Source organism: Promicromonospora sp. NPDC050249, assembly GCF_040656015.1.
In the GTDB taxonomy this organism is placed as follows: Bacteria; Actinomycetota; Actinomycetes; order Actinomycetales; family Cellulomonadaceae; genus Promicromonospora.
In genome coordinates this window covers 225,915-251,256 of the sequence record NZ_JBFAKY010000001.1, presented here as the reverse complement: position 1 = coordinate 251,256, position 25,342 = coordinate 225,915, and the positions used below count along the sequence as shown (strand labels likewise).

Annotated in this window: 22 protein-coding genes; 12 read left to right on the top strand and 10 right to left on the bottom strand. The window is 71.9% G+C overall.

Translation table 11 applies throughout. The features are described from left to right. Positions 1–45 precede the first annotated feature (45 nt). On the top strand, positions 46–2,871 hold the full coding sequence (locus AB0I32_RS01115; protein ID WP_357501970.1) for a DNA translocase FtsK: 2,826 nt from the start codon (positions 46–48) through the stop codon (positions 2,869–2,871). A 10-nt stretch (positions 2,872–2,881) separates the two neighbouring features. On the opposite strand, the gene AB0I32_RS01110 is transcribed toward AB0I32_RS01115, so the two are convergent. Beyond that, positions 2,882–4,132: a CapA family protein gene (locus tag AB0I32_RS01110; protein ID WP_357501968.1), complete on the bottom strand. Its 1,251-nt coding sequence runs from the start codon at positions 4,130–4,132 to the stop codon at positions 2,882–2,884. Positions 4,133–4,222: 90 nt separating this feature from the next. On the opposite strand from AB0I32_RS01110, the gene pgsA reads away from it, so the two are divergent. The 3 genes from pgsA (at position 4,223) to AB0I32_RS01095 (ending at position 5,930) form a co-directional block, all read left to right on the top strand. After that, entirely contained in the window at positions 4,223–4,813 is a 591-nt protein-coding gene (gene pgsA, locus AB0I32_RS01105; RefSeq protein ID WP_357501966.1) for a CDP-diacylglycerol--glycerol-3-phosphate 3-phosphatidyltransferase, read from the top strand. Positions 4,814–4,863: 50 nt separating this feature from the next. After that, positions 4,864–5,313: a CinA family protein gene (locus AB0I32_RS01100; protein WP_357501964.1), complete on the top strand. Its 450-nt coding sequence runs from the start codon at positions 4,864–4,866 to the stop codon at positions 5,311–5,313. Between the two features lie 263 nt (positions 5,314–5,576). After that, positions 5,577–5,930, top strand: coding sequence for a helix-turn-helix domain-containing protein (locus AB0I32_RS01095; RefSeq protein WP_116674556.1), 354 nt, complete (start codon positions 5,577–5,579; stop codon positions 5,928–5,930). Between the two features lie 72 nt (positions 5,931–6,002). Here AB0I32_RS01095 and AB0I32_RS01090 read toward each other — a convergent pair whose 3' ends face one another. After that, the gene (locus AB0I32_RS01090) at positions 6,003–6,806 is read right to left on the bottom strand and encodes a DNA-formamidopyrimidine glycosylase family protein (protein ID WP_357501961.1); all 804 of its coding nucleotides are present in this window, start codon (positions 6,804–6,806) and stop codon (positions 6,003–6,005) included. A gap of 211 nt (positions 6,807–7,017) precedes the next feature. Between AB0I32_RS01090 and AB0I32_RS01085 the strand changes: the two genes are divergently transcribed. Beyond that, positions 7,018–7,800: a DUF998 domain-containing protein gene (locus AB0I32_RS01085; protein ID WP_357501959.1), complete on the top strand. Its 783-nt coding sequence runs from the start codon at positions 7,018–7,020 to the stop codon at positions 7,798–7,800. Here the strand turns inward: AB0I32_RS01085 and AB0I32_RS01080 are convergent. Then, on the bottom strand, positions 7,766–12,913 hold the full coding sequence (locus tag AB0I32_RS01080) for a DEAD/DEAH box helicase (protein WP_357501957.1): 5,148 nt from the start codon (positions 12,911–12,913) through the stop codon (positions 7,766–7,768). The two genes, AB0I32_RS01085 and AB0I32_RS01080, sit on opposite strands and share 35 nt — an antisense overlap. A gap of 68 nt (positions 12,914–12,981) precedes the next feature. Between AB0I32_RS01080 and AB0I32_RS01075 the strand changes: the two genes are divergently transcribed. The 3 genes from AB0I32_RS01075 to AB0I32_RS01065 all read left to right on the top strand — a co-directional run bounded on the left by AB0I32_RS01075 (position 12,982) and on the right by AB0I32_RS01065 (position 15,370). After that, positions 12,982–13,218: a DUF3046 domain-containing protein gene (locus AB0I32_RS01075; protein WP_357501955.1), complete on the top strand. Its 237-nt coding sequence runs from the start codon at positions 12,982–12,984 to the stop codon at positions 13,216–13,218. Between the two features lie 261 nt (positions 13,219–13,479). Continuing rightward, a complete protein-coding gene (gene recA / locus AB0I32_RS01070) occupies positions 13,480–14,703 on the top strand; it encodes a recombinase RecA (protein WP_357501953.1) in 1,224 nt (407 codons plus the stop codon). 34 nt (positions 14,704–14,737) lie between these two features. Beyond that, positions 14,738–15,370: a regulatory protein RecX gene (locus AB0I32_RS01065; protein ID WP_357501951.1), complete on the top strand. Its 633-nt coding sequence runs from the start codon at positions 14,738–14,740 to the stop codon at positions 15,368–15,370. 123 nt (positions 15,371–15,493) lie between these two features. Here the strand turns inward: AB0I32_RS01065 and AB0I32_RS01060 are convergent, their stop codons facing one another. From AB0I32_RS01060 to AB0I32_RS01045, 4 genes are all read right to left on the bottom strand, one after another. Beyond that, positions 15,494–16,402, bottom strand: coding sequence for an amino acid ABC transporter permease (locus tag AB0I32_RS01060; protein ID WP_357501949.1), 909 nt, complete (start codon positions 16,400–16,402; stop codon positions 15,494–15,496). Then, positions 16,399–17,088, bottom strand: a complete 690-nt coding sequence (locus AB0I32_RS01055; RefSeq protein ID WP_357501946.1) for an amino acid ABC transporter permease — start codon at positions 17,086–17,088, stop codon at positions 16,399–16,401. Before AB0I32_RS01055 ends, AB0I32_RS01060 begins: the two co-directional genes overlap by 4 nt. Before the next feature lie 138 nt (positions 17,089–17,226). Then, complete coding sequence (locus tag AB0I32_RS01050; protein WP_357501944.1) at positions 17,227–18,087, bottom strand: glutamate ABC transporter substrate-binding protein; 861 nt, start codon at positions 18,085–18,087, stop codon at positions 17,227–17,229. A 75-nt stretch (positions 18,088–18,162) separates the two neighbouring features. After that, the gene (locus AB0I32_RS01045) at positions 18,163–18,978 is read right to left on the bottom strand and encodes an amino acid ABC transporter ATP-binding protein (protein WP_357501942.1); all 816 of its coding nucleotides are present in this window, start codon (positions 18,976–18,978) and stop codon (positions 18,163–18,165) included. A gap of 139 nt (positions 18,979–19,117) precedes the next feature. Here AB0I32_RS01045 and miaB point away from each other — a divergent pair, with 139 nt between their 5' ends. Next, positions 19,118–20,800 (top strand): tRNA (N6-isopentenyl adenosine(37)-C2)-methylthiotransferase MiaB, encoded by a 1,683-nt coding sequence (gene miaB / locus AB0I32_RS01040; protein WP_357501940.1) that lies wholly within the window; start codon positions 19,118–19,120, stop codon positions 20,798–20,800. Between the two features lie 19 nt (positions 20,801–20,819). On the opposite strand, the gene AB0I32_RS01035 is transcribed toward miaB, so the two are convergent. Continuing rightward, complete coding sequence (locus AB0I32_RS01035; RefSeq protein ID WP_357501938.1) at positions 20,820–21,392, bottom strand: YbjN domain-containing protein; 573 nt, start codon at positions 21,390–21,392, stop codon at positions 20,820–20,822. Further along, entirely contained in the window at positions 21,389–21,988 is a 600-nt protein-coding gene (locus AB0I32_RS01030) for a YbjN domain-containing protein (protein WP_357501936.1), read from the bottom strand. Before AB0I32_RS01030 ends, AB0I32_RS01035 begins: the two co-directional genes overlap by 4 nt. A 130-nt stretch (positions 21,989–22,118) precedes the next feature. Between AB0I32_RS01030 and AB0I32_RS01025 the strand changes: the two genes are divergently transcribed. The 3 genes from AB0I32_RS01025 (at position 22,119) to dapF (ending at position 24,707) form a co-directional block, all read left to right on the top strand. Continuing rightward, a complete protein-coding gene (locus AB0I32_RS01025) occupies positions 22,119–22,697 on the top strand; it encodes a hypothetical protein (RefSeq protein WP_357501934.1) in 579 nt (192 codons plus the stop codon). Positions 22,698–22,770: 73 nt separating this feature from the next. Next, positions 22,771–23,745, top strand: coding sequence for a tRNA (adenosine(37)-N6)-dimethylallyltransferase MiaA (miaA, locus tag AB0I32_RS01020; RefSeq protein WP_357501932.1), 975 nt, complete (start codon positions 22,771–22,773; stop codon positions 23,743–23,745). Beyond that, entirely contained in the window at positions 23,742–24,707 is a 966-nt protein-coding gene (gene dapF, locus AB0I32_RS01015; protein WP_357501930.1) for a diaminopimelate epimerase, read from the top strand. Before miaA ends, dapF begins: the two co-directional genes overlap by 4 nt. Before the next feature lie 27 nt (positions 24,708–24,734). On the opposite strand, the gene AB0I32_RS01010 is transcribed toward dapF, so the two are convergent. After that, a complete protein-coding gene (locus AB0I32_RS01010; RefSeq protein ID WP_357501927.1) occupies positions 24,735–25,334 on the bottom strand; it encodes a methyltransferase in 600 nt (199 codons plus the stop codon). Positions 25,335–25,342: the final 8 nt, after the last annotated feature.

Genomic DNA, 25,342 nt, shown 5'->3' with positions numbered 1-25,342 from the left:
GACTTCCTGGGCCCGGCCGCGCTCCCCGGTTACGGTGGCGACATCATGGCGACCCGCACGTCGGCCCGGCGAAGCTCCGGGAAGGGATCCGGGCAGGGCGCGAAGAGCGCCAAGCCCAAGGCTGCCGCGTCGAAGCGACCGGCGCAGCGCCGGGGGGCTGCCCGCCCGGCGGCCAAGGCCGCGTCCGGTCCGTCCCGCCCGCCGTGGCCGGTCCGTGCACTACGCGGGCTGTGGATGGGGATGGCGCACGCGGTGGGTGGCGCCACCCGCGCCGCCGGGCCGCGGACGGTGCAGGACCCGTCCGACGAGGGCACGCAGAAGCAGCAGGGAGGACAGGAACTGGAACCGGACCACCGGCGCGACGGCGTCGGCTTCGCCCTGCTCGCGGTCGCGGTGATCGTCGCCGCACGCGAGTGGTGGGGCATCGACGGACCGTTCGGCGACGGTGTGCACGCGGTGGTCGCCGGCACCTTCGGCATCGCGGGCGTAGCCCTGCCCGTGCTGCTCGTCTGGCTCGCCTTCCGCGTCATGCGCCACCCGGAGCGCGCCCAGCAGAACGGCCGGGTGGCGATCGGGCTCAGCTTCCTGGTGGTCGCCACGTGCTCGCTCGTGCACATCAGCGCGGGTCTGCCCTCGCCGACGGCGGGCTTCGCCCCCGTGCAGGACGCGGGCGGCATCATCGGGTTCCTCTTCGCGACGCCGGTGGTCACCGGCCTGACGCAGTGGTTCGCGATCCCGCTGTACGTCCTGGCCGGTTTCTTCGGCGTCCTCATCGTGACGGCGACGCCGGTGCACCGGATCCCAGCGCGCCTGCGCGGCATGTACGACCGGCTGACCGGTAACCACCGCGAGGGGGCCGCCACCGACGAGGACGGGCTCTCGCTCGCCGACGGCGTCTCGCGGCACGACGGCACCACCGGGGCCACGAAGCGCCGCAAGCGCCGCAGCAAGGAGGAGATCGCCGCCGAGAAGGAGCGCCTCGCCGGGTTCGTGGGCGACGAGGCCTTCGAGAAGGCCGCCGAGGTGGAGGCCGCCGAGCGTGCCGCGAAGGCCGGCAGGCTCATGACGCAGCGCATCCCGACCAGTGAGTCCGCGGGCAAGGTCACCGGCGCTCCGGCCATCGGGCCGGGGGTGCTCGGCCCCGACGGCGAGCGGGCGGCGTCAGGCGCCAAGGCCGCCACCAAGTCGGACGGGCCCAGGCCGCCGCAGGCGGGCGAGCCGATGCCGCGGGGCGTGCAGCCCATGCTGGAGGGCGACACGGTCTACCTGCTGCCCGACGAGGACCTCCTGGTCGCGGGAGCGCCGCACAAGGCACGGTCGGCGGCCAACGACCGGGTGGTCGAGTCGCTGACGGGCGTGTTCGAGCAGTTCGGCGTGGACGCCAAGGTCACCGGCTTCAGCCGCGGGCCGACGGTCACGCGGTACGAGGTCGAGGTGGGCGCCAAGACCAAGGTCGAGCGCATCACGTCGCTCTCCAACAACATCGCGTACGCGGTCGCGAGCGCGGACGTGCGCATCCTGTCGCCCATCCCGGGCAAGTCCGCCATCGGCATCGAGATCCCGAACACGGACCGCGAGACCGTGGTGCTGGGCGACGTGCTGCGCTCGGGCGCCGCGCGGCGCACCGAGCACCCCATGGTGATGGGTGTGGGCAAGGACGTCGAGGGCGGCTACGTCGTGGCGAACCTCGCGAAGATGCCGCACATCCTCGTGGCCGGCGCCACCGGCGCGGGCAAGTCGAGCTTCATCAACTCGATGATCACGTCGATCCTGATGCGCTCCACGCCCGAGCAGGTGCGGCTCATCCTGGTGGACCCCAAACGCGTCGAGCTCACCGTCTACGAGGGCATCCCGCACCTCATCACGCCGATCATCACCAGCCCCAAGAAGGCCGCGGAGGCCCTCGACTGGGTGGTGCGCGAGATGGACGCCCGGTACGACGACCTGGCGCTGTTCGGCTTCAAGCACATCGACGACTTCAACACCGCCGTCCGGGCGGGCAAGGTCAAGCCGCTGCCCGGCTCGGAGCGCAAGATCGCGCCGTACCCGTACCTGCTGGTCGTGGTCGACGAGCTGGCCGACCTGATGATGGTCGCCCCGCGCGACGTCGAGGCCTCGATCCAGCGCATCACGCAGCTGGCCCGCGCGGCGGGCATCCACCTCGTGCTGGCCACGCAGCGTCCGTCCGTCGACGTCGTCACCGGGCTCATCAAGGCGAACGTGCCGTCGCGGCTCGCGTTCGCGACGTCGTCGGTCACCGACTCGCGGGTCGTGCTCGACCAGCCGGGCGCCGAGAAGCTCATCGGTCAGGGTGACGCGCTGTTCCTGCCCATGGGCGCCGCCAAGCCGATGCGTGTCCAGGGCGCCTGGGTCACCGAGTCCGAGGTGCACCAGGTCGTCGAGCACGTGAAGAGCCAGCTCAAGCCTGTGTACCGCGAGGACGTCGCCGCGCCCGCCGCGGCGAAGAAGCAGGTGGACGACGACATCGGCGACGACCTCGACCTGCTGCTGCAGGCCACGGAGCTCGTCGTCACCACGCAGTTCGGCTCGACGTCGATGCTGCAGCGCAAGCTCCGCGTGGGCTTCGCCAAGGCGGGGCGGCTCATGGACCTCCTGGAGTCCCGCGAGATCGTGGGGCCCTCTGAAGGGTCCAAGGCGCGCGACGTGCTGGTTGCCGCGGACGACCTCCCCTCGGCGCTCGCCCTCATCCGTGGCGAGCCGCAGGCGCAGGTCTTCGACCAGTCGGCCTCGGGGGACGACGGCGCGGACGACAGGTCCGCCGCGTCGCCGGACCAGTACGCCGACGGCACCGACGGCCACATGCCTCCGGTCGCCACGGACTACCACGACGGCGCCGAGGCGCTGCGCTGACCGGATCAGGTCAGGGGGTGCGCGGGACCACGCGCGGCGGTTCGCCCGTGGAGGTGGACGGCCTGTCCTGCTCCTTCGCGCCGTCCCCGGCCGCCTCCTGCGCGATCAGGAGGCGCTCCTGGAGCTCGGCGGCCGTGAGCACGGCGCCGTCCGGCCGTGCGAGGGCGTCGCGCGTGCTCCGCAGGCGGTGGCCCGCCCCGCGGTCGACCGTGGTCGCCGCCCAGCGGACACCGGTGACCCGGGTGTTCCCCTCCGGAGCCTGCACGATGTCCGCCACCATCAGCAGGCCGACCGCCGAGGCCGGCACGCAGCAGTCCGCCCCCTGGTTGGACAGGAGGTTGCCCAGGCCGTAGGCCACCCACATCCCGTCGCCTCCCGGGCCGCCTCCCAGGCGTTCGACAGGCTGCGGGACGTGGGCGTGGTGACCGATCACGAGGTCGATCTGCCCTGAGCGAGCCAGGGCCTGCGTCGCCTCCCGCTGGTGCTCTGTGGGCTCGGTGACGTACTCGACGCCGTCGTGCAGGCTGGCGACCACGAGGTCCGCGCCAGCGGCCCGCGCCGCCTTGGCCTGCCGGACGATCCGTGCCGGGTCGATGATGTCCACCGACCAGGTCCCGCGGGGCGGCTGGAGGCCGTTCAGCCCGTACGTCGCGGAGAGGTGGGCGACGGTGACGGTCCGGCCGTCGCGGTGGAGCTCGTAGAACTGGGCTCCGCGTGACTCCTGCTCGTCGCGCGCCGTACCGACGTGGCCCATCCCGGCCTGGTCGAACGCGTCGAGGGTCGCCGCGAGGGCGTCGTACCCGCCGTCGGCCGCGTGGTTGGACGCCGTCGAACAACCGTCCCAGCCCTGCTCGCCCAGGTCGCGGACGATCTCGGCGGGCGCGCGGAACACCGGATAGCCCGAAGGCGCCACGCCTGGCGGCGCGACCGGCACCTCCAGGTGGCACAGGGCCAGATCGGCGCCGGCGACCCAGGGATCGATGCCCGACAGCAGCGGCGAGTAGTCGATGCCCTCCGCTCCGGTCGCGGACTCGTTGACCGCCTTGTGGGTCAGGACGTCGCCCGCCGCGAGCAGCGTGAGCTCGATGTCCTGCGGCGGTGGCGGTGGCGGCGGCGTGGCCGAGGGGGACGGAGTGGTGCTCGCGCTGCCGGAGGGACCCGCGACCGGGTCGGTAGCAGGGGTGCAGCCGACGGCGGTGGCGACGAGCGCGGTACAGAGCGCCACGTGGGCCAGGAACCGCGGGGCGCTGACGGTGTTCACCTGCGGATGTTATGGCAGGCGGTCCGTCGCGGCGAGCGTGACGCGCGCCGGGCGGTCGGGCCGCGGGTGAACCGCAGTTAGGCTTGAGCAATGGTCAACGACGCTCCGTCGCCCTGGAATATTGCGAACGTCGTCACGATGATTCGCATCGCCATGGTCCCGTTCTTCGCCTGGGCACTACTCGTCGAAGGCGGGGACGACACCACGTGGCGGCTCGTGGCCACGGCGATCTTCGTGGTCGCCGCCGTCTCCGACAAGGTGGACGGCTACCTCGCCCGGTCGCGCGGGCTGATCACCGACCTGGGCAAGCTCCTCGACCCGATCGCGGACAAGCTGCTCGTGGGTGCCGCCCTGGTCCTGCTCTGGATCCCCCTGGGCGAGGTGCCCTGGTGGATCCCGGTGATCATCCTGGTGCGCGAGCTCGGCATCACGTTCATGCGCATGGGCATGCTCAAGTACGAGGTGATGCCGGCGTCGCGCGGCGGCAAGCTCAAGACGGTGCTGCAGGCCGTGGCGATCTCGATGTTCCTGCTGCCGCGTGACGGCTTCGAGTGGTTCACGGTGATCGCCTGGGTGGTGCTGATGGCGGCGTTCGTCGTGACCGTCGTGACGGGCGTCGAGTACGTGTACCAGGGCTGGAAGATCCGCCGCGACGCGCGGGCCAGGACGCAGATCGTATGACCGCGCCCCGTTTGCTGGCGGAGGCAGCCGCACGGGGCTGGACCATCGGCGTGGCGGAGTCGCTGACCGGCGGCCTGGTCACGGCGGCGCTCGTCGCCGTACCCGGCGCGTCGAGGGTGCTGCGTGGCGGCATCGTCGCGTATGCGACCGACCTGAAGGCCGGACTGCTCGGTGTGGACGCCGACCTGCTCGCCGAGCGGGGTGCCGTGGACGAGGCCGTGGCCGCCCAGATGGCGGCCGGGATCCGCACCGTCACGGGCGCCGATGTGGGGCTGGCCACGACCGGGGTCGCTGGACCAGATCCACAGGATGGTCAAGAGCCGGGTGTGGTTTTCGTCGCGGTCAGCACTCCGGTAGCGTCGGAGGTGCAGCGGCTTGACCTCGACGGTGACCGGTCAAAGGTGATCGCTGACTCCGTGCGAGGCGTGCTCGATCTGGCGTTGCTGCTCGTCAGCGAGACCTCGGGTGAAAAATTCGACACACCCCACGAAGTTTCCTGAAGTTACAGACATGTGAAGTTTCTTGGTTTAATCTTGCACAGGGCTTGACGCAGGCGCACTTCGGGAACAAGGCTCATATCCACGGCGTTAGTCCCGGTGTGATCATGAACAGGCCGACCACCCGGAGCGGGCGCAGGAACTCTTCGAGCGCGGGGTACGGTAGAACGAACTCCACGCATGGAGCACGCACCACACGCAAGGCACGTCCGGTCCAGGCAGGACAGGGCGTGAGTTCAGGGACAGGCACTGAGAGGGGGCGCGAGATGGTCGTACTACGGCGAGAAATCGGAGACGTGCTGCGTGACACGCGGCAGCGTCAGGGGCGCACCCTGCGCGAGGTTTCGTCGGCGGCGCGAGTGTCGCTGGGTTACCTCAGTGAGGTGGAGCGAGGGCAGAAGGAGGCGTCGTCCGAGCTTCTTGGCTCCATCTGCGAGGCGCTCGACGTGCCGCTGTCCTTGGTCCTGCGTGAGGTGAGCGACCGCGTGGCGGTGGCCGAAGGATTCCAGATCCCCGACACGATCCCGGCGGACTTCGTCGCGGGCCTGCTGGCCAGGGGAGGCGACCGGACTGCAGCGCGGCGAGAGGTCGCGCAGTCGGACCTGGCACCTGTCGGCTGACCAGCCGCCATCAGCACGAGCTAGAGCTACAGCGAGACAGAACTGAGGCCGGGCGCGGATCAGCGCCCGGCCTCAGTTCTGTCTCGCGTCGGGGGCCTGGCAGGTGGGGCACCAGAACACAGGGCGTTCGTAGGGCTTCTCGTTCGCCGAGCCGACGCTGATCGGGGTGCCGCACCGGTGGCACGGCCTGCCCGCCCGGCCGTGCGCATGCATCTCGACGGCGCCAAGGCCCCGTGCCCGGCCCACCGCGACGCTGCGTTCCATGAGCCTGCGCGCGGTGCGGAGGAGGTCGTCGCGCTCTTCCTCGGTCAGCGCCCCGGCTGTCGTCCACGGGAACAGACGCCGCGCGAACAGCGACTCCGCCATCCAGATGGTGCCGATGCCCGCGACCGTGCGCTGGTCCAGCAGGGCGGCACACAGCGGCCGGTCCGGCTCGCGGACGAGTCGTGCCGAGGCGTCGGGCAGCCCGGTGGTGGGAAAGTCGGCGCCGAGCACGTCCGGGCCGAGCCCGTTGAGGATCCGCTGCTCGTCGTGGGTGCGCAGCAGGTCGAGCATCCCGAGGTGCCATCCGGTGGCGGTCCAAGCCTCCGTCGCGAGCACCGCCCGGATGGCGGCGTTGCGGGCTGAGGCGTCGCGGGAGCCGGTGCGGTGGACCCTCCAGTACCCGTCCATACGCAGGTGCGTGTGGAGCGTGCGCCCGTCGTCGAACCGGGTGAACAGGTGCTTGCCGTATGCGCTGGTCTCCAGCGCGGTGGCGCCGGTCAGGTCGGCCCCTCCGGCGCTCGGCCAGCGCAGCTCCGCGCGGACGAGCGGCAGTCCGCGGAGCGCGGCGGTGAGGCGCGCGGCCGTGAGGCGCAGTACATCGCCTTCTGGCACGTATGCTCCCCTCGTCGTGGGGCTTCAGCGTAGTGTGCGCCTGGGTCGAGGTACGTCGCGCAACCGACATATCACCCACCCGACACGGCCTGGTCCGGTTTACGCCCGGATGGCCGTCCGTGCCGTATCAGGGATCGCCCGCAGAAAGATCAGGGCGCGATCAGGGGTAAAACTGATGGTTTCCGCGGGTCCGCTCCAGGACCCTAGTCTCATGACCGCCGCTGCTGTTGACCTGGGGATACACCCAGACCTGTCGTCCGTGCCCGAGATAGACCCCCGCAGTATGCGGACCGTCGGCTGGTTCGGCGCGACGGCACTGCTGCCGATGGTGGCGGCGCACGTGGTGGGCGCTTCCGCGGTCGACCCGGTGCTCGATCCGATCAGCTGGTATGCGTTCGTGCCCGGCGGTGGCGAGCTGATCCTGGCCGGCGGCCTGGTCCTGGCCGTGCTCGGCCTGATCCTCATGGTGCGGATGTATCGCAGCGGGCTGGCGGTCGGCCCGGTTCCCGCCGTCGCGATGATCGTGTTCGCCGTGGCGATGGTTCTGGTCGGTGCATTCCCGACCGACCCGCCAGGCACTGCCGCGTCGTTCTCGGCCATCGTGCATCGCGTGAGCGCCGCGACGGCGTTCTGCGTGCTGCCAGTGATCGGGCTGAGCCTCGAGCGGTCGATCGGGGAGCCCCGCTCCGCCCTCCCGCGGGGTCTTCGGTCGGCGGCCATCGCCCTGGGCGTGGTGGTCGGGCTGTTCCTCGCGGTGCACATGTCGCTGGTCTTCTTCGCGAACTCTGGCATCTTTGCGTTCGGTCTCATCGAACGCGTGGGCTTCATCATCATGATCGGCTTCCTGTTCCTGCTCGCTGCCACCATCGACCGGGAAAGCCTGAGCGCGGAGGATGAGGCGGCCCGCTCGGCGACGGGTGCGTCGACCGGGCACCCGACGGACGAGCAGGCCTTCCTGCTCAGCGGATCGAGATCCGCAGACCTCGCGGCGTGACCGCGAAGCCGGCCTCGACGAGCGCACGCGCCACCGGATGGTGCCGGGCGGCCTCCAGCGCCGGTATGCCGTCGACACGCTGGACCACCAGCCGGCCCAGGCGACCATCGCGGACGGTACGGGCCAGCGCGTCGGCGGCGACCGCGAGCCGTGCAGGGCTCTGGCTGAACGACAGCACGGTGCGCCCGCCCCGCTCCACGAAGAGCGTGAGGTCGCCGTGGGTGAGCACCACCACTGCACCCGCCTTCCGGCCGGGCCGGTGCGCCGTGACGTGCTTGTTCCCCGGGCTGCCGTCCGACGCCGCAGCGCCGTCCAGCACAGGGCTGACGAGGAGCCCGACGCCGCCGTCAGACCCGGCGCCCTTGGCGCCGCCCAGCAGGCCGGCGGCCGTGCCGTCCTGAGCCGCTGGACCTGCTGGTCCCGCTGGCCCGTACGGCCCCGCAGGCCAGGCGAGCGCGGCCCCGTACGGGTTGGCCGGGTCCATCGCGGCGAGCACCACCGCGCCGCTCGTGCTGCTCGCGCCCGTGCCGGTCGCGACGGCCGACGTCCGCTCGGCGACCTCCAGCTCGGCCTCGATGATCCGGGTGCGGTCCTGCGCGTCTACTCGCAGACGATCGACGGCGCCCGGCAGCGCGAACTGGGAACCGCCCAGGTGCTCGACGAAGTACCCGCGGCGCACCGCTGCACGCTCCTCCAGCCCGGACAGCACGCGATACACGTCGCGGTAGCCCGCCCCGACGCCCTCGGCTGCCGCGCCGGACCGCGTGAGCACGCCGTGCCGTTCGAGCAGCACCTGGGTCAGTGCGTGTGCCCGCACGGTCGGGTCGGCCTCCCGCATCGGAAGGGCCGCCCAGCGCCCACCGCCCCCCGGGACCGACGTACTCGCCCGGAGGGCCGACGCAGGCCGCCCGGGTGACACCGCGAACCGTGAGCGCCGCACCGGCCGGGCGCGCGGGACCGTCCGCGGCGCTCGGTGGGCACCGGCGCCGCTGACCCGCTCCCGGAGGGCGCCCAGCCCGTCGTTCGTGACCTGTCCGGCCCAGACCAGGTCCCACAGCACGTCGAGCACCGCGTCCGGCTCGGCGCCGGTGAGCTCGGCGACGCGGGGCAGGAAGAAGCCGCCGGAACCGGTCAGCAGGTCCAGCACCGCACGGTGCAGCTCGGAGTCCAGCAGGCTCTCCTCCTCGACCGGTTCGAGCGCGGGGAGGGTGAGCGGGGCGCCGTCGGCCAGGTGGAGCGAGACCAGGCCGTCCCCGCCGCCCGAGCCAGGCAGGCGGGAGTGCCCGGCCCAGAGGACCTCGCCCGCGACGGTCAGCTCGTCGAGGAGGGCGGGGGAGTAGTCGGTCACGCGCGCGGGCAGCACCAGGGTCTCCAGGGCCGACGCCGGGACGGCGGCACCCGCGAGCTGCTCGATCGCCTGCACCAGGCCGTCCGCACCCCGCAGCAGGCCCGTGGAGACGTTCTGCCAGCGGGGCAGGAAGGCGCCGAGCGCCTCCTGCTCCACGGGTTCCACCTCGGCCCGCAGCACCGCGAGCGAACGCCTCCGCAGCAGGCGCAGCACCCCTGGGTCGCACCACTCGTCGCCGGTGCCGCCCAGCGAACCGGGGCGGAGGCTGCCGCGCGCGAGCACGCCGTCGCCCTCCAGCCGGGAAAGGCCGTGCACGACGATCGCGACACCCAGCCCGAACCGCTGAGCCACGGCACCGGCGCCGAAGGGCCCGTGCGTGCGGGCGTGGCGGCGCAGCAGATCACCGAGCGGGTCGGGCACCGGTTCGGTGAACGTCTCCGGGATCCCCACCGGGAGCGCCACGCCGAGCGCATCCCGCAGCCGACCCGCGTCCTCCGCGACCGCCCACTGCTCCGTGCCGGCGAACCTGATGCGGATCACGCGGCGGGTGGCCTCCAGCTCGTCGAGCCAGTGCTCCACCGCGTGCCGAGCCTCCTCGCGGGTGCGGGCCTCCAGCGCGTCGAGCGGATGCGGACCGGTGCGACGAAGGAGGTCCCACAGCCCCTCGGCGTCGCGGGCCTGGCGGTCGGGTGCGAGCCCGGCCAGCTCGGCCTCCGTGCGCTCGACGGCGCCAGGGTCCAGGAGGTCGGACAGGTCCGCGGAACCCTGCTCACCGAGCAGCTCTGCGAGCAGCTCCGGGTCGAGCGAGAGGGCGGCCGCGCGCCGCTCGGCCAAGGGCGCGTCGCCGTCGTACAGGAACTGGGCGGTGTAGCCGAACAGGAGCGACTGCGCGAAGGGTGAGGGAGTCGGCGTCGTGACCTCCACGACCCGGACGCCGCCGGCCGCGATCTCGCGCATGAGGTCGGCCAGGGCGGCGACGTCGAAGTCGTCCTGCAGGCACTCGCGGGCGGCTTCCAGCACTATCGGGAAGTCGGGGAACTGGCTGGCCACCTCCAGCAGCTGGGCGGACCGCTGGCGCTGCTGCCACAGGGGCTGCCGCTTGTCAGGCCGCCGCCGGGGGAGGAGCAGCGCGCGCGCAGCGGCCTCGCGGAACCGGGCCGCGAACATCACCGACGAGCCCAGCTCGTCGCGGACGGCGCCGAGGACCTCGTCCGGGTCCAGGAGCAGGTCCTCGAGCGTGACCCGGCCGGGCGTGTGCTCCGGCCGCGTGCCGGACTCGCCGTCCTCCGGACCGGCCGCGCCCATGTCCCACGTGTCGCCGTCCCAGCCGCCGCCGGAGTCGGGCAGCCGCAGCACTATCCCGTCGTCGGAGTGCATCGCGGCGACGTCGAGACCGAACCGTGCCCGGAGACGGGCAGAGATCACGAGGGCCCACGGTGCGTGGACCCGGGCGCCCAGCGGCGAGTGGATCACGACGCGCCAGTCGCCGAGCTCGTCGCGGAACCGCTCCACGACGACCGTCCGGTCGTCGGGTACCCGTCCGGTGCCCTGTCGCTGCTCGATGAGGTAGGCGGCGAGATTGTCCGCCGCCCAGGCGTCGAGCCCGCCGTCGCGCAGGTGCTTGCGCCCGGCCTCGGGGTCGGCGGCCAGGGCGGCGTCGGCCTCGCGGACGAACGCGCCGACGGCACGCCCGAGCTCGGCGGGGCGGCCCTGGGCATCTCCCTTCCAGAACGGCAGACGTCCGGGGAGGCCCGGCGCCGGGGTGACCAGCACCCGGTCGGTGGTGATCTCCTGGATGCGCCAGGTGCTCGACCCGAGCGTGAACGTGTCGCCGACCCTGGACTCGTAGACCATCTCCTCGTCCAGCTCGCCGACCCGCTTGCCGCCGCGCATGCGGGCGCCGCCGCCGGTCACCGTGTCGGTGAGGGCGTCGCCAGGGGCTCCGCCGTCCGGCGCGTCCGTGGCGAGGAAGACGCCGTAGGCACCCTTGTCCGGGATGGTGCCGCCGCTCGTGGCGGCGAGGCGCAGGGCTCCGGGCCGGCCGCGCAGCATGCCCGTTGCGCGGTCCCAGGTGATGCGGGCGCGCAGCTCCGCGAAGTCCTCGCTGGGGTAACGGCCCGCGAGCATGTCGAGCACGGCCCGCCAGGTGGCGTCGCCGAGGTGCGTGAACGGCGCGGACCGGCGGACGAGAGCGAGGAGGTCCTCCTCGGCCCAGTCGTCGACGGCCAGGGCGGCCACGACCTGCTGCGCCAGGACGTCGAGCGGGTTGGCGGGGACGTGCATGTGCTCGATCTCGCCCGCGCGCATGCGCTGCGCGATGACGGTGGCCGGCACGAGGTCGCCGCGGAACAGCGGGAAGACCACACCCTTGGACACCGCACCCACCTGGTGTCCGGCGCGCCCGATGCGCTGCAGCCCGCTCGCCACGGACGGCGGTGCTCCGACCTGGACCACCAGGTCCACCGCGCCCATGTCGATGCCGAGCTCCAGGGACGACGTGGCGACCACGGCGGGCAGCCGGCCCTCCTTGAGCTCGTTCTCGGTGCGTGTGCGCTCCGCGCGGCTCATCGACCCGTGGTGGGCGCGCGCCAGGATCATCTCGCCCTGCCCGGTAGCGCCTCCGGTCGTGTCCCGGCCGGGTACGGCCTCGGGCAGGCCGCGCCGTCCGGGCACGGGAACAGGGAGGCCGGCGCTGGTGCCCGACTGGCCCGGCACGAGCGCGGCCCAGGTGCTGGCCGGGTCGGCGACCTCCAGCCCCTGGCGTCCCGCCCACACCTCGTTCATCCGGGCGGTCAGGCGCTCGGCGCCCCGCCGGTTGTTGGTGAAGACGATGGTCGAGGTGTGGTCGGCCACCAGGTCGACCACACGCTCCTCGACGTGCGGCCAGACCGAGGCCCTGCGCAATGGCCGCGTGGCCTCGCCCGAGAGGTCGATCTCGTCGTCACCGGACGTCGCGGTGTCGGACGGACCGGTGGCGGGCGCGCTGTCGAGGTCCGCGAGGTCGGGAACGGGCACCACCACGTCGATGGCCCACTCCTTGTGCGACGGCGGCTGGACGACGGCGACCTCGCGGGCCGAGCCGTCGGCCCGTCCGCCGCCGAGGAACCGAGAGACCACGTCGACCGGGCGCACCGTCGCGGACAGCCCGATGCGCTGCGCGGGCCGCTCGAGGAGGGCGTCGAGACGCTCCAGGCTGAGGGCGAGGTGCGCGCCACGCTTGGTGCCCGCGACGGCATGGATCTCGTCGAGCACCACCGTCTCCACCCCGGCGAGCCCGGCGCGGGCCGCCGAGGTGAGGATGAGGAAGAGCGACTCCGGCGTCGTGACGAGGATGTCCGGGGGCCGGGTCGCGAACGAGCGCCGCTCGTTGGCCGGCGTGTCGCCGGTGCGCATGCCGACCGTGACGTCCGGTACCACCACGCCGTCCCTTGCCGCGGCCTGCCGGATGCCGGTGAGCGGGGAGCGCAGGTTGCGCTGCACGTCGGCGGCGAGGGCCTTGAGCGGCGACACGTACAGCACGCGGCAGCGACGGGCCCGGTCCTCGGGCGGGGGAGTGGACATGATCCGGTCGATCGACCAGAGGAACGCCGCGAGCGTCTTGCCCGACCCGGTCGGCGCGACCACGAGCGCGTGCTGGTCGCGCGCGACGGCGTCCCACGCGCCGGCCTGGGCGGCGGTGGGCTGCGCGAACGCACCGGTGAACCATGCGCGGGTCGCGGGTCCGAACCGGGAGAGCGGGTCGTCGGGCGTTGACATGCACCCCATTCTGGCCCTGACCACTGACACCGGCCCGGAGTTCACCGAGCGCGCAGGGGGAGACGTAGGGTTGACGGGTGCGCGAACGGGATTTCTGGCAGCTGATCGACGAGGTGTTCGGTCCGGGCTACGGGCGCGCCCTGGCGCGCGAGCAGGTGCTGCCCGCGCTCGACGGCCGGACACCGGCTGTCGCGCTCGAGGACGGCGACGAACCGCGTGACGTGTGGCACGCGCTGTGCGACGCGCTGGACGTGCCCGACGCCGACCGGTGGGGCAACGACAAGCACCGGCAGGCGCCGCCGCCCCGCCGCTGAGGCGGGATCGGTGAGTTCCCGGAGCCGCTCGGTCCAGGAGTCACCGCGCCGACGAGATGTCCTGCGACACACCGATGTGTCCTGCCTTGCCTCGAACACGCGTTCGGCTAGACTTCGACCACAGGCACGGATTTCGGAACGTCGTCCACAGGCGGCGGCCGGAGAAGGCGTCCGTGTCAGTGGCTCCGCGTACGGTCGGCAACGACGTACAGAGCCATCCATGCCGGCGCACAGAGCGCCCCGAAACCGAAGGTGTTGCACATGCCCGCACCAGCAGATCGCGACAAGGCCCTCGAAGCGGCCCTCGCCCAGATCGACCGCAGCTTTGGCAAGGGCTCGGTCATGCGCCTCGGCGACGAGATCCGCGCACCCATCGAGGTGATCCCGACCGGTTCGATCGCCCTCGACGTGGCCCTCGGTATAGGTGGCCTGCCCCGTGGTCGTGTCGTCGAGGTGTACGGTCCCGAGTCCTCGGGTAAGACGACCATCGCGCTGCATGCGGTGGCCAGTGCGCAGCGCCAGGGCGGCATCGCCGCCTTCATCGACGCCGAGCACGCGCTGGACCCGGACTACGCCAAGAAGCTCGGCGTCGACACCGACGCCCTTCTGGTCTCGCAGCCGGACACCGGCGAGCAGGCGCTCGAGATCACCGACATGCTGATCCGCTCCGGCGCGCTCGACATCATCGTCATCGACTCCGTGGCCGCGCTGACGCCCAAGGCCGAGATCGAGGGCGAGATGGGCGACAGCCACGTGGGTCTGCAGGCTCGCCTCATGTCGCAGGCCCTGCGCAAGATCACGGGTGCCCTGAGCCAGTCCGGCACGACCGCGATCTTCATCAACCAGCTGCGCGAGAAGATCGGTGTGTTCTTCGGCTCGCCCGAGACCACCACCGGTGGCAAGGCGCTGAAGTTCTACGCGTCGATCCGCCTCGACATCCGGCGTATCGAGACCCTCAAGGAGGGTACGGACGCGGTCGGTAACCGCACCCGGGTGAAGGTCGTCAAGAACAAGATGGCGCCGCCGTTCAAGCAGGCCGAGTTCGACATCCTGTACGGCCACGGCATCTCCCGAGAGGGCGGCCTGATCGACATGGGCGTGGAGCACGGCTTCGTGCGCAAGTCGGGCTCGTGGTTCACCTATGAGGGTGACCAGCTCGGCCAGGGCAAGGAGAACGCGCGCTCGTTCCTGCGGGACAACCCCGACCTCGCCAACGACATCGAGAAGCGCGTCAAGGAGAAGCTGGGCGTCGGCCCGAAGGTCGATGCACCGGCGGTCGAGAGCGCAGGCGCGACCGCGGCGGCTTCCGCCACCGATACCGCACCGGCTGCGGGTACCGTCGCCGCGGCGAGCTCGTCCTCCCGGACGACGACCACGGCGAAGGCCACCAAGTCGACCACCGCACGTTCGAAGGCCACCACCAAGCCGGCGGTGTCGAAGACCGCTGAGAAGGCGGAGGCGGCAGCCGAGAAGGCGCCGTTCTGACGTGCAGTACGGTGATCCAGCGGATGGTCCCGGCGTGGGGAAGCGTCGGGGCCGTCCGGCCGCTCGGGAAGGTGGCTGGACGAGCAGCCGCGGAGGGCGCAACAACGCCGACCGAGCACCCCGCAAGACCGTCGCGGAGCGCCTGGAGTCCGGCGAGATCAGCCGCGACGAGGCCGTCGAGAAGGCCCGTGAGGCAGTCCTGAAGACCCTGACCGCGGCACAGCGGTCCCGGCGCGAGCTGGAGCAGTCCCTGGCCCGCAAGGGCTACCCGGAGGACGTCGTCGTGCAGGTGCTCGACAGGTTCGACGAGGTGGGCCTGGTGGACGACGCGACCTACGCGGAGACCATCGTCCGCACCCGCCACGCCGAGCGGGGACTCGCACGGCGCGGCATCGCCGCGGAGCTGCGCAGGCGCGGCATCGACGAGGACACCGCCACCGAGGCCCTGGACCAGCTCGACTCCGACGACGAGCGGGCGGCCGGCGCCAAGCTGGCCACCAAGCTGATCACCCGCACGCGAAGCCTGGACCGCGAGGTCCGGGTCCGTCGCGCCGTCGGCTCGCTGGCACGCAAGGGCTACGCGCCCGGGCTGGCCTTCGAGCTGGTCCGGACGGCGCTCGCCGCAGAGGGCGAGGACACGGACGACCTCGGCTACGCCGAGGACTGACGTCCCTGCACCGCGCCGCCCCCACCGATGTCGTCGCGCGCCGGTCTGGCCGGGTGACCGAACGCCGAAGCCGCCCCCAGCGTGTGTGCTGAGGGCGGCTCCGGCGTCGGTGCGGTCGGACCGTCAGGTGCCGCCGGCGCCCGCGCCGGGGCCCGGGCCACCGCCGACGAACCCGCCGACCGCGGTCGGGTTGCCGATCCCGGTGCCCTCGATCGTGGCCCCCGCCGTCCGGCTGGACAGCAGCCTCGCCAGTCGGTGCGCCACCAGGGTGAGCAGCCAGTTGATCACGATGAACACGATCGCCACGACGACCAGCGTCTGCAGGGGGTTCTGCTCCCTGGACGAGAGGATCTGTGCGGACCGGAGCAGCTCGGAGTACAGGATGAACTGGCCGAGCGCCGAGTCCTTGAGGACCACCACGAGCTGCGACACCATCGCGGGGAGCATGGCGACGAGAGCCTGCGGAAGCTGGACCGAGCGGAGCGTCTGTCCGGGGGTGAGGCCGATCGCCAGGCCGGCCTCGCCCTGCCCCTTGGGAAGGTTTCCGACGCCGGCCCTGACCAGCTCCGCGATGACCGAGCCGTTGTACAGGACGAGGGCGACCACCACTGCCGTGAACGGCCGGTCGACGATCCACTGCGCCTGCGCCGAGAAGTACATGTAGAAGAAGATCATCATCAGCAGCACCGGCACCGCGCGGAAGAACTCCACGACCACGCCGGAGAGCCACCGGATCGGACGGTTGCGCGACAACCGTCCGATGCCGAAGACGATGCCGAACGCGACCGCGCCCACCGTGGCGAACAGCGCGGAGCGAAGCGTGTTCTGCAGGCCCGGCAGATAGTAGGACTGCCAGGCCTCGGCGGAGACGGCGTTCTGCCACAGCGAGGCCTCGAGCTGCCCCTTGGCGGCAAGGACCGAGATGACCCAGCCGATCCCGGCGACCACCGCGACGGCTGCCACGATGTTGCCGACCAGGGACACGGTCCGGGCGCGGGGCCCTTGTGCGTCGAACAGGACGGACGCGCTCATCGCTTCACCGCCAGTCGTTCGGAGAGCCAGGTAGTGCCCACACCGATCGGGATCACCAGGATCACGTAACCGATGGCGAACACCAGGAAGATCGCGACCATGAGGTCCGGCCTGAACTCGATCATGGTCCTCATCAGTGACGACGTCTCGGTGGCGACCGACGCGGCGGCGGCGACGGTCGAGTTCTTGAGCAGTGCGATGAGGGTGTTGCCGAGCGGTGCGATGGCTCCGCGGAAGGCCTGCGGAAGGATGACCATGCGTGCTGCGGGCAGGAACGAGAGCCCGATCGCGCGCGCGGCCTCCGCCTGGCCCACCGGCACCGTGTTCACGCCGGACCGGATGGCCTCGCAGACGAACGCCGCGTGATAGACGGACAGGCCGATCACCGCGAACCAGAAGAACGTGGTCGCGAAGTCGTCCGAGAGCGTGAGCCCCAGCTGCGAGAACACCACCAGGAACATGAACGTGAGGATGATCGTCAGCGGCGTGTTCCGGAAGATGGTCACGTACGCGGTGCCGACCCACTGGAGCGACGCGATCGGGGAGATGCGCATCAGTGCGAGCACGGTGCCGAGTGCCAGGGACAGCAGCGCGGCCCAGAACGTGAGCTGGATATTGACCCAGAACGCACCCAGGACGTCGTACTGAGCGAAGAGCTCGGCGAACCCGGAGAATAAGTCGTCCACGGTCACCTTTCAGGGAATTGGTCAGGGGTGTCGCGGCGCGGGGCGACGACACCGGACGTGCCCGACGCCGGACCGGCAGCCGCGTGGAGAGCGGGCGGCCCGGCGTCGAGCACGCTGGATCACGAAACGGTCAGCAGGTCACGCGCAGGCGTCCGGCTCCGGCGGGTTGAGGTCCGCGTTCGGGGTGTAGCCGGTGCCCTCGGTGTTCTTGGCGACGAGCTCTTCCCACGTGCCGTCGTCGATCATCTTGGTGATCGCGGTGTTGATCTCCTCGCAGCGCTCCGTGCTCTCGGCAGGCAGACCCACGCCGTACCGCTCCTCGGAGAAGGGCGCGCCGACGACCTTGAACTTGCCGGCGTTCTCCTCGGCCGCGGCCAAGCCGGCGAGGATGATGTCGTCGGTGGTCACCGCGTCGACGGCACCAGAGGCGAGCGCCGTCGCGCACTCGGCATAGCCGCCGCGCTCCACGAGCTGCACGCCCTCGGCGTAGTCGTTCTTGATGTTCTCGGCCGACGTCGATCCGGTGACCGAGCAGAGGTTCTTGCCCTCGAGGTCCGCCGGACCGGTGATGTCGGTGTTGTCCGTGGCGACCAGCAGGTCCTGCCCGGCGACGAAGTACGGTCCGGCGAAGTCGATGAGCTCCTTGCGGTCGTCGTTGATCGAGTAGGTCGCGAAGATCATGTCCACGTCGCCGTTCTGCAGCGCCGTCTCGCGGTTGGCCGAGATGGTCTCGACGAACTCGATCTGATCCTCCGAGTAGCCCAGCTCGTTCGCGACGTAACGTGCGACGTCGGTGTCGAAGCCCGTGAACTCCTCGCCCTCCTGGAGGCCCAGGCCCGGCTGGTCGTACTTGATGCCGATGCGGATGGTGTCGCCACCGCCACCGTTCGCGGTGTCCTCGCCGCCCGGCTCGCCGCCGACGTCGGCGCCGCTGCAGGCGGAGAGAGTAAGAGTGGTCGCTGCCGCCATTGCCAGCAGCCCCATGGTGTGCTTGCGCATGATTCCCCTTCGGTAAGTGCGGGATCCGGTACGGAACCCGTGGCTGGGATCAGTCGATGAAGTTCGGTGGGTAAGTCAGTGGGTGAGGATCTTGGAGAGGAAGTCGCGGGCACGCTCGCTCTTGGGCGCCGTGAAGAACTCCTCGGGGGGAGCCTCCTCGACGATCTGGCCGTCCGCCATGAAAACCACGCGGTGCGCCGCCTTGCGGGCGAAGCCCATCTCGTGCGTGACGACGATCATGGTCATGCCCTCCTGGGCGAGCGACACCATGACGTCGAGGACCTCGTTGACCATCTCGGGGTCGAGCGCGGAGGTCGGCTCGTCGAACAGCATGACCTTCGGCTTCATCGCCAGGGCCCGGGCGATGGCCACGCGCTGCTGCTGCCCGCCGGAGAGCTGCGCGGGCATCTTGCGGGCCTGGTTGCCCACGCCCACCCGCTCCAACAGGGTCATGGCCTCTGCCTCGGCGTCCTTCTTCGACAGGCCGCGCACCTTGCGCGGTCCGAGCGTCACGTTGTCCAGCACGGTCTTGTGCGCGAACAGGTTGAACGACTGGAAGACCATGCCGACCTCGGCCCGCAGCTGCGCGAGGGCCTTGCCCTCCTCGGGCAGGTTCGTGCCGTCGACGGAGATGGTGCCGTCGTCGATGGTCTCGAGGCGGTTGATCGCTCGGCACAGCGTCGACTTGCCGGACCCGGACGGGCCGATCACGACCAGCACCTCGCCCTTGCGGACGGTGAGGTCGATGTCTTGCAAGACGTGCAGCGCACCGAAGTGCTTGTTGACGTGCGTCAGCTCTACGAGTGGCGCCCCGAGGACGCGGTCCGACGTCGGAGCGTCCACGGTCTCGTCGGCCGCCGGTTGGCCGGTGGTCGGGGTGCTCTGGTCCATCCCTTGAACCTAACGATCCGATGTTTCAAGGACCAAGTCGACGGGTCATCGGGGCACAACGTTTCGGTAACAGATGCCCGCTATGAGGTTGAAAGACCCCTGTTCGGAGCGACTCGACAGGGGTCGTAAAATCGACGGGATGTCCACGACCGCCCTCACCCCAGCCCTGCCCGACGCCGCCCCGACCGACCGCTGGACCGATCCAGCCGTCCACGACGAGGCTCCGGAGCAGCGCACCTACATGGTGCGCACGCTGGGCTGCCAGATGAACGTGCACGACTCCGAGCACATGGCCGGGATGCTCGAGGAAGCGGGCTACACGCGGGCCTCCAGCGAGGACGAAGCGGCGAGCTCCGCCGACGTCGTGGTGATCAACACGTGTGCCGTGCGGGAGAACGCCGCCAACAAGCTGTACGGGAACCTCGGCCAGCTCGCCGGCATCAAGGCGACGCGTCCAGGCATGCAGATCGCCGTCGGCGGCTGCCTGGCCCAGAAGGACCGCGGTGACATCGTGGCGAAGGCGCCGTGGGTCGACGTCGTCTTCGGCACCCACAACCTCGACGCCCTGCCGGTGCTGCTGGAGCGCGCCCGGCACAACGAGGCCGCGCAGGTCGAGATCGCGGAGTCGCTGCAGGTCTTCCCGTCCACGCTGCCGACCAAGCGCGAGTCCGTGTACGCCGGCTGGGTGAGCATCTCGGTGGGCTGCAACAACACGTGCACGTTCTGCATAGTGCCGCACCTGCGCGGCAAGGAGCGCGACCGTCGACCGGGGGAGATCCTGGCCGAGGTCGAGGCGCTCGTCGCGGCGGGCGCCATCGAGGTGACCCTGCTCGGCCAGAACGTGAACAGCTACGGCGTCGAGTTCGGCGACCGCGGCGCGTTCGCCAAGCTCCTGCGCGCCTGCGGGCGGATCGAGGGCCTGGAGCGGGTCCGGTTCACGTCCCCGCACCCCGCCGCGTTCACGGACGACGTCATCGCCGCCATGGCCGAGACGCCCAACGTGATGCCCCAGCTGCACATGCCGCTGCAGTCCGGCTCGGACCGGATCCTGCGCGCGATGCGTCGCTCCTACCGTTCGGAGAAGTTCCTCGGCATCCTCGACCGTGTCCGCGCCGTGATGCCTGACGCCTCGATCACCACCGACATCATCGTGGGCTTCCCCGGCGAGACCGAGGAGGACTTCGCCGAGACGCTGCGCGTCGTCGAGGCCTCGCGGTTCAGCTCGGCGTTCAGCTTCCAGTACTCGCCGCGTCCCGGCACGCCGGCCGCGACCATGGACGGCCAGCTGCCCAAGGAGGTCGTGCAGGAGCGGTTCGAGCGCCTGCTCGCCCTGCAGGAGCGCGTCGGCGCCGAGGAGGCCGCGAAGCAGGTCGGTCGCACGCTCGAGGTGCTCGTCGCCGAGGACTCCGGCCGCAAGAGCGGCGAGCGGCACCGCCTGTCGGGCCGTGCCGAGGACAACCGCCTGGTGCACTTCGCCCTGCCCCAGCACGACGCGCTGGCCAGGCCGGGCGCCTACCTCGCCGACACCGACCTCACACAGGCACCGGCGAGCCTGGACGACCCGCGCCTTGCCGACGTCGTCCCCGAGGGGCTGCCGCGCCCCGGCGACATGGTGACCGTGACCGTCACGAAGGCCGCCCCGCACCACCTGCTGGCGGACTCGCCGCTCACCGACGGTCTCCCGGTGCGGCGTACCCGCTCGGGCGACGCCTGGGCCGCGCGGGAGAAGGCACGGCTCGGCGGGGGAGAGGACGAGCACTCGCACGGCAGGCCCGCGGCGTCCGGCCCGGTCTCGCTGGGCCTGCCGGTCCTGCGTCGCTGACGCAGGACCTGGCCGGGCGCTAGCCCTCGTCCGACGGCGGCTTCTCGTCCGACGGCGGGGCCAGCGAGGCCACCGTCGAGAAGAACTGGCTGGCCGTGACCAGGCCGCACGACACGGTCTGGGCGAGCTGGTCCTCGGTCGCGCCGTGCTCGAAGTCCACCGACACCTCGGCGTACAGGGCGAGCCCCGAGGACTCCTCGCGCGTGTAGACCTTCGGCCAGATGCGCTCGCGGTTCCAGTCGTTGGCCGCCTGCAGCACGGCAAGGCGCGCCCCGGCGGGCAGCGTGCCCGCCCAGCGGCCCCGCACCTGCAGGATCTCGTCGTGCTCACCGAGCAGCAGGAACCAGAACCGGTTGCCGTCCCAGGTGCCCGTGACGTCGCCGTCGTCGTCGATGCGGAACCGGTAACCGCGCCGCGAGAGGTCGTCACCGACACGCTGCGTGCTCAACGGCCGGGGCTTCTCGACCTGGGTGTTGGTGATCGTCCGGACCTGCGCACCGGAGGACCGCCGCGCGGCCGGCGGGCGCGGGTTCAGCAGCCGTGCGAGCCAGCGGCCGGCGCCGCGGCCGCCCCCGCCGATGGGCGGGCTCATGGTGCGGACCTCAGCGGATCGGGGAACGTCTCGTCGAGATGCTCGAAGAACATGGAGCCGGTGGTCAGGCCGCACTGCAGGAGCTGGTCCAGCTGGTCCTCGGTGACGCCGTGCTCCAGGTCGACGGTGACCTCGGTGTAGACGAGCACCGCACCGTTGTCCCGGACCCGGACGTACGTCTTGGGCCAGATGCGCTCGGCGTTCCACTCGTTGCAGAGCTCGAGGATCTCCTCGAGCCGTTCGATGGTCAGGTCCCGGTGCCACTGCCCGCGCACCTGGAGCACCTCGGAGCTCTCGCCGACCATCAGGAAGTAGAACAGCCAGCCGTGCCAGAGCCCGCCGACGTCACCCTCCGAGTCCACGAAGTAGCTGAACCCGTTCTCACCCAGCCACTCGACGACACGGTCGCGCGTCAGGGGCTCAGGGATCGAGGAGGGATCGTCGAGACCGCCCGTCAGCTCCCGGAGCAGCACCCCTTCGACCTGGGCGCGGAGCTCGTCGTCGTCGAGTTCCCTGGGCTCGGGCTGTTGCGGGCTGGTGGCCGCACGGTCGCCTTCGCCCGCCGTGTTACGGCGTCGTGACCCGAAGAACCTCACCCGCCCACAGTACCCGCCGAACCCCTTCTCTCGCTGCGTCGGACACGTGGGAAATGGGGTGGAATCGTCCAGAGGCCTTGTGCGCCGCCGGAACGGCGCGGACCGTGTAGTTTCGTGGATCGTGCGTGCCGTGATCCTGCCTGCGACCCCGTTGCTCGTCCCGGGGCTCGCCCCCGGCCTGAGGGCGGACCCCCTCAGGGCGGTACGCGGCGCGGTCCGGGCCGCCCTCGCGGAGCTCGTCGCAGGCGGTCGGCTGCCACTGGTCCTTGCCCACGGACCCGCGCTCCGCCACGGACGGATGCGCCCGTCGCTCGCGGGAGCCGGGATCGGCGACCGCTGGTTGCCCGACCTTTCGACAGCCGCGTCCTGGGCGGACGGCGCCCCCGCGGGCACCGGCGCGTCCGTCGCACTGCTGGCGCTCGCGGACGTGCTGGGCGACCGGGCCGCCGACGTCGAGACGCTGGAGGTGCCGGCCGATGGCATGTCGCTCGACGACGGCGTTGCCGACCTGCTGCGCGGCGCGACCGGCCTGGTCGTCGCGGGCGGGGGAGTGCCCGGCGGGCTGGACGACGGTCCCGAGGCGCTCACCGACGGGATCCGGGCGGCGCTGCGTGCTGCCGGAGCCGACGCCTGGCACGCCGAGGTCCAGGTGTTCGAGCAGTCGCACGGCCACCTGCCGACGTCCTATCGCGTGACCACCCTGGTGTGAGGGGCCGGCGTGAGGGGCCGGCGCGGGGACTGGCGTGCGGGCCGGTGTCGGCGTCGGCCCGTAAGGTAACCGCGTGATAGTCGTAGCGATCGTGGGTCCCACCGCCACCGGAAAGTCGGACCTCGCGCTCGACCTGGCCCAGGCACTGGGCCCCGCCGAGATCGTCAACGCCGACGCGTTCCAGCTCTACCGCGGCATGGACGTCGGGACCGCCAAGGTGCCGCCGGCCGAACGGCGCGGGATCGCGCACCACCAGCTCGACGTGCTGGACCCCGCAGAGGACGCCTCCGTCGCGCGCTACCAGGAGTCGGGACGCGCCGACCTGGACGCGATCGCCGGGCGAGGTGCGCGGGCCGTCGTCGTCGGCGGATCCGGGCTGTACGTACGGGCCCTGCTCGACGCGATGGACTTCCCGGGCACCGACCCCGAGGTCCGGACGCGGCTCGAGGCGCGCGCCGAGGCCGAGGGCCGCCGCGCCCTGCACGCCGAGCTCGCAGGCCTCGACCCGCGGGCGGCGGAGAGCATCGACCCGCACAACACCCGCCGGATAGTGCGCGCGCTGGAGGTCATCGAGATCACCGGCCGCCCGTACACGGCCAACCTGCCCCGGCAGGAGTACGTACGGCCCGCCGTGCAGATCGGGCTCGACTGCTCCCGCGAGGTGCTCGACGCCCGTGTCGCGTCGCGCGTGGACCGCATGTGGGACACGGGCCTCGTGGACGAGGTGCGCGCCCTGGCGAGCCCCGAGCAGGGCGGCACCGGCTCAGGCCTGGGTGTGACCGCCGCGCGCGCCGTCGGGTACGCCGAGGTGCTCGCCTGGTGGCGCGGCGAGCTCACGGAGGCGGAGGCCAGGGAGGCGATCACCGCGAACACCCGCCGGCTCGCCCGCAAGCAGATGGGCTGGTTCGGCCGCGATCCGCGCGTCCACTGGCTCGACGTCGCCTCGCCGCACCTGCTCGACGAGGCGCTCGCGATCGTCGCCGCTGCCGACGCCGGGACCCTGCCGGTTGCCGGATCCGAACCCGTGCGCCGTAGCCTGGGCTCATGACGCAGCCCGCGACCAGCCCTGTGCCCTCCGCCCCGACGCCCGGCACCCTTGCCTTCACCAAGGGGCACGGCACGCAGAACGACTTCGTGCTGATCGCGGACCCCGAGGGCACGCTCGACCTCGGGCCCGCCGACGTGCGCAGGCTCGCCGACCGTCGCTCCGGCATCGGCGGCGACGGCGTGATCCGGCTCGCCCCGACCGCCGCGCTCGCCCGCGCCGGTGAGGAGGCCGCCCAGGAGGTACTGGCGCAGGACCCCACCGCCGAGTGGTTCATGGACTACCGCAACGCGGACGGCTCCGTCGCCGAGATGTGCGGCAACGGCGTGCGCGTCTTCGCGGCGTTCGCCGAGCAGGAGGGGCTCGCCGACCTGTCCACCGGGCCGCTCAGCCTCGGCACCCGCGCCGGCGTCAAGCGCGTCACCAAGGAGCCCGGCGGCTGGTACGCCGTTGACATGGGCCCCTGGTTCCTGCCCGGCGGCGAGTCCGCCGCGGCCGAGGGGTACGACGCGGCGGTCGCCGTCCACGGCTGGACCGCACCGCGCCCCGCCCTGAGCGTCGACCTCGGCAACCCGCACACCGTCGTCGCCCTCGCGAGCCTCGACGAGCTCGACTCGCTCGAGCTCTTCCACGCCCCCGAGGTCGCGCCCCCGCCCCCGCACGGCACCAACGTCGAGCTCGTGGTGCCGCTCGGCGAGGAGGAGGGGCCGGACGGCGTCGTCGGACGCCTCCGCATGCGCGTGCACGAGCGCGGGGTCGGCGAGACGCCGTCGTGCGGCACCGGCGCGTGCGCCGCGGCGCTCGCGGTGCGGACCTGGCAGGCCGGGTCGTCCGGCGACGGCGCCCCCGACACGTGGATCGTCGAGGTGCCGGGCGGCGAGGTGCGGGTGCGTGTCCTGCCGAGCGGCAACGTCGAGCTCGCGGGCCCCGCTGAGCTGGTCTACTCGGGCCACGTCGCCCGGTAACCCGTTGGTCGACAGGCGGCCGCCAGGTCAGCCCGCGACCCGCAGGACGCGGAACCCCTTGGACGACGCCTCCCGCTCGACCTGCAGGCCGAGCGTGTCGGTGATCCACCGCGCGAGCGAGTCCGACCCCAGGTTCTTCTGCACCACCAGCCACGCCTCGGCGCCGTCCGCGAGCCGCGGCAGCCACCGCGTCAGCAGGTCGTGCAACGCCTGCTTGCCCACCCGGATCGGCGGGTTGGACCAGCACGTGTCGAACGCGAGGTCCGCCGGCACGTCGTCGGGCAGCGCCGCACGGACGTTGGTCAGGCCGAGCCGCTCGGCGTTGCGTCGCACCAGGTCGAGGGCCCGCTCGTTGACGTCGACCGCCCACACGGTGGCGTGCGGCGCCTCCAGCGCGAGGGAGATGGTGATGGGACCCCAGCCGCACCCCAGGTCGAGCAGGTTGCCCGACGGCGGGGCCGCCGGAACCTCGCCCAGCAGCACCGCCGTGCCCTTGTCGACCCCGCCGGGCGAGAAGACCCCCGGTGCCACCTCGACCTCCAGCTCACGACCGGCGAGGTGGATGGTCCGGGTGCGGCGCTCGTCGTCCGAGGCGGGCTGCGCGGTGAAGTAGTGGTCGGTGGGCACCGCGTAAT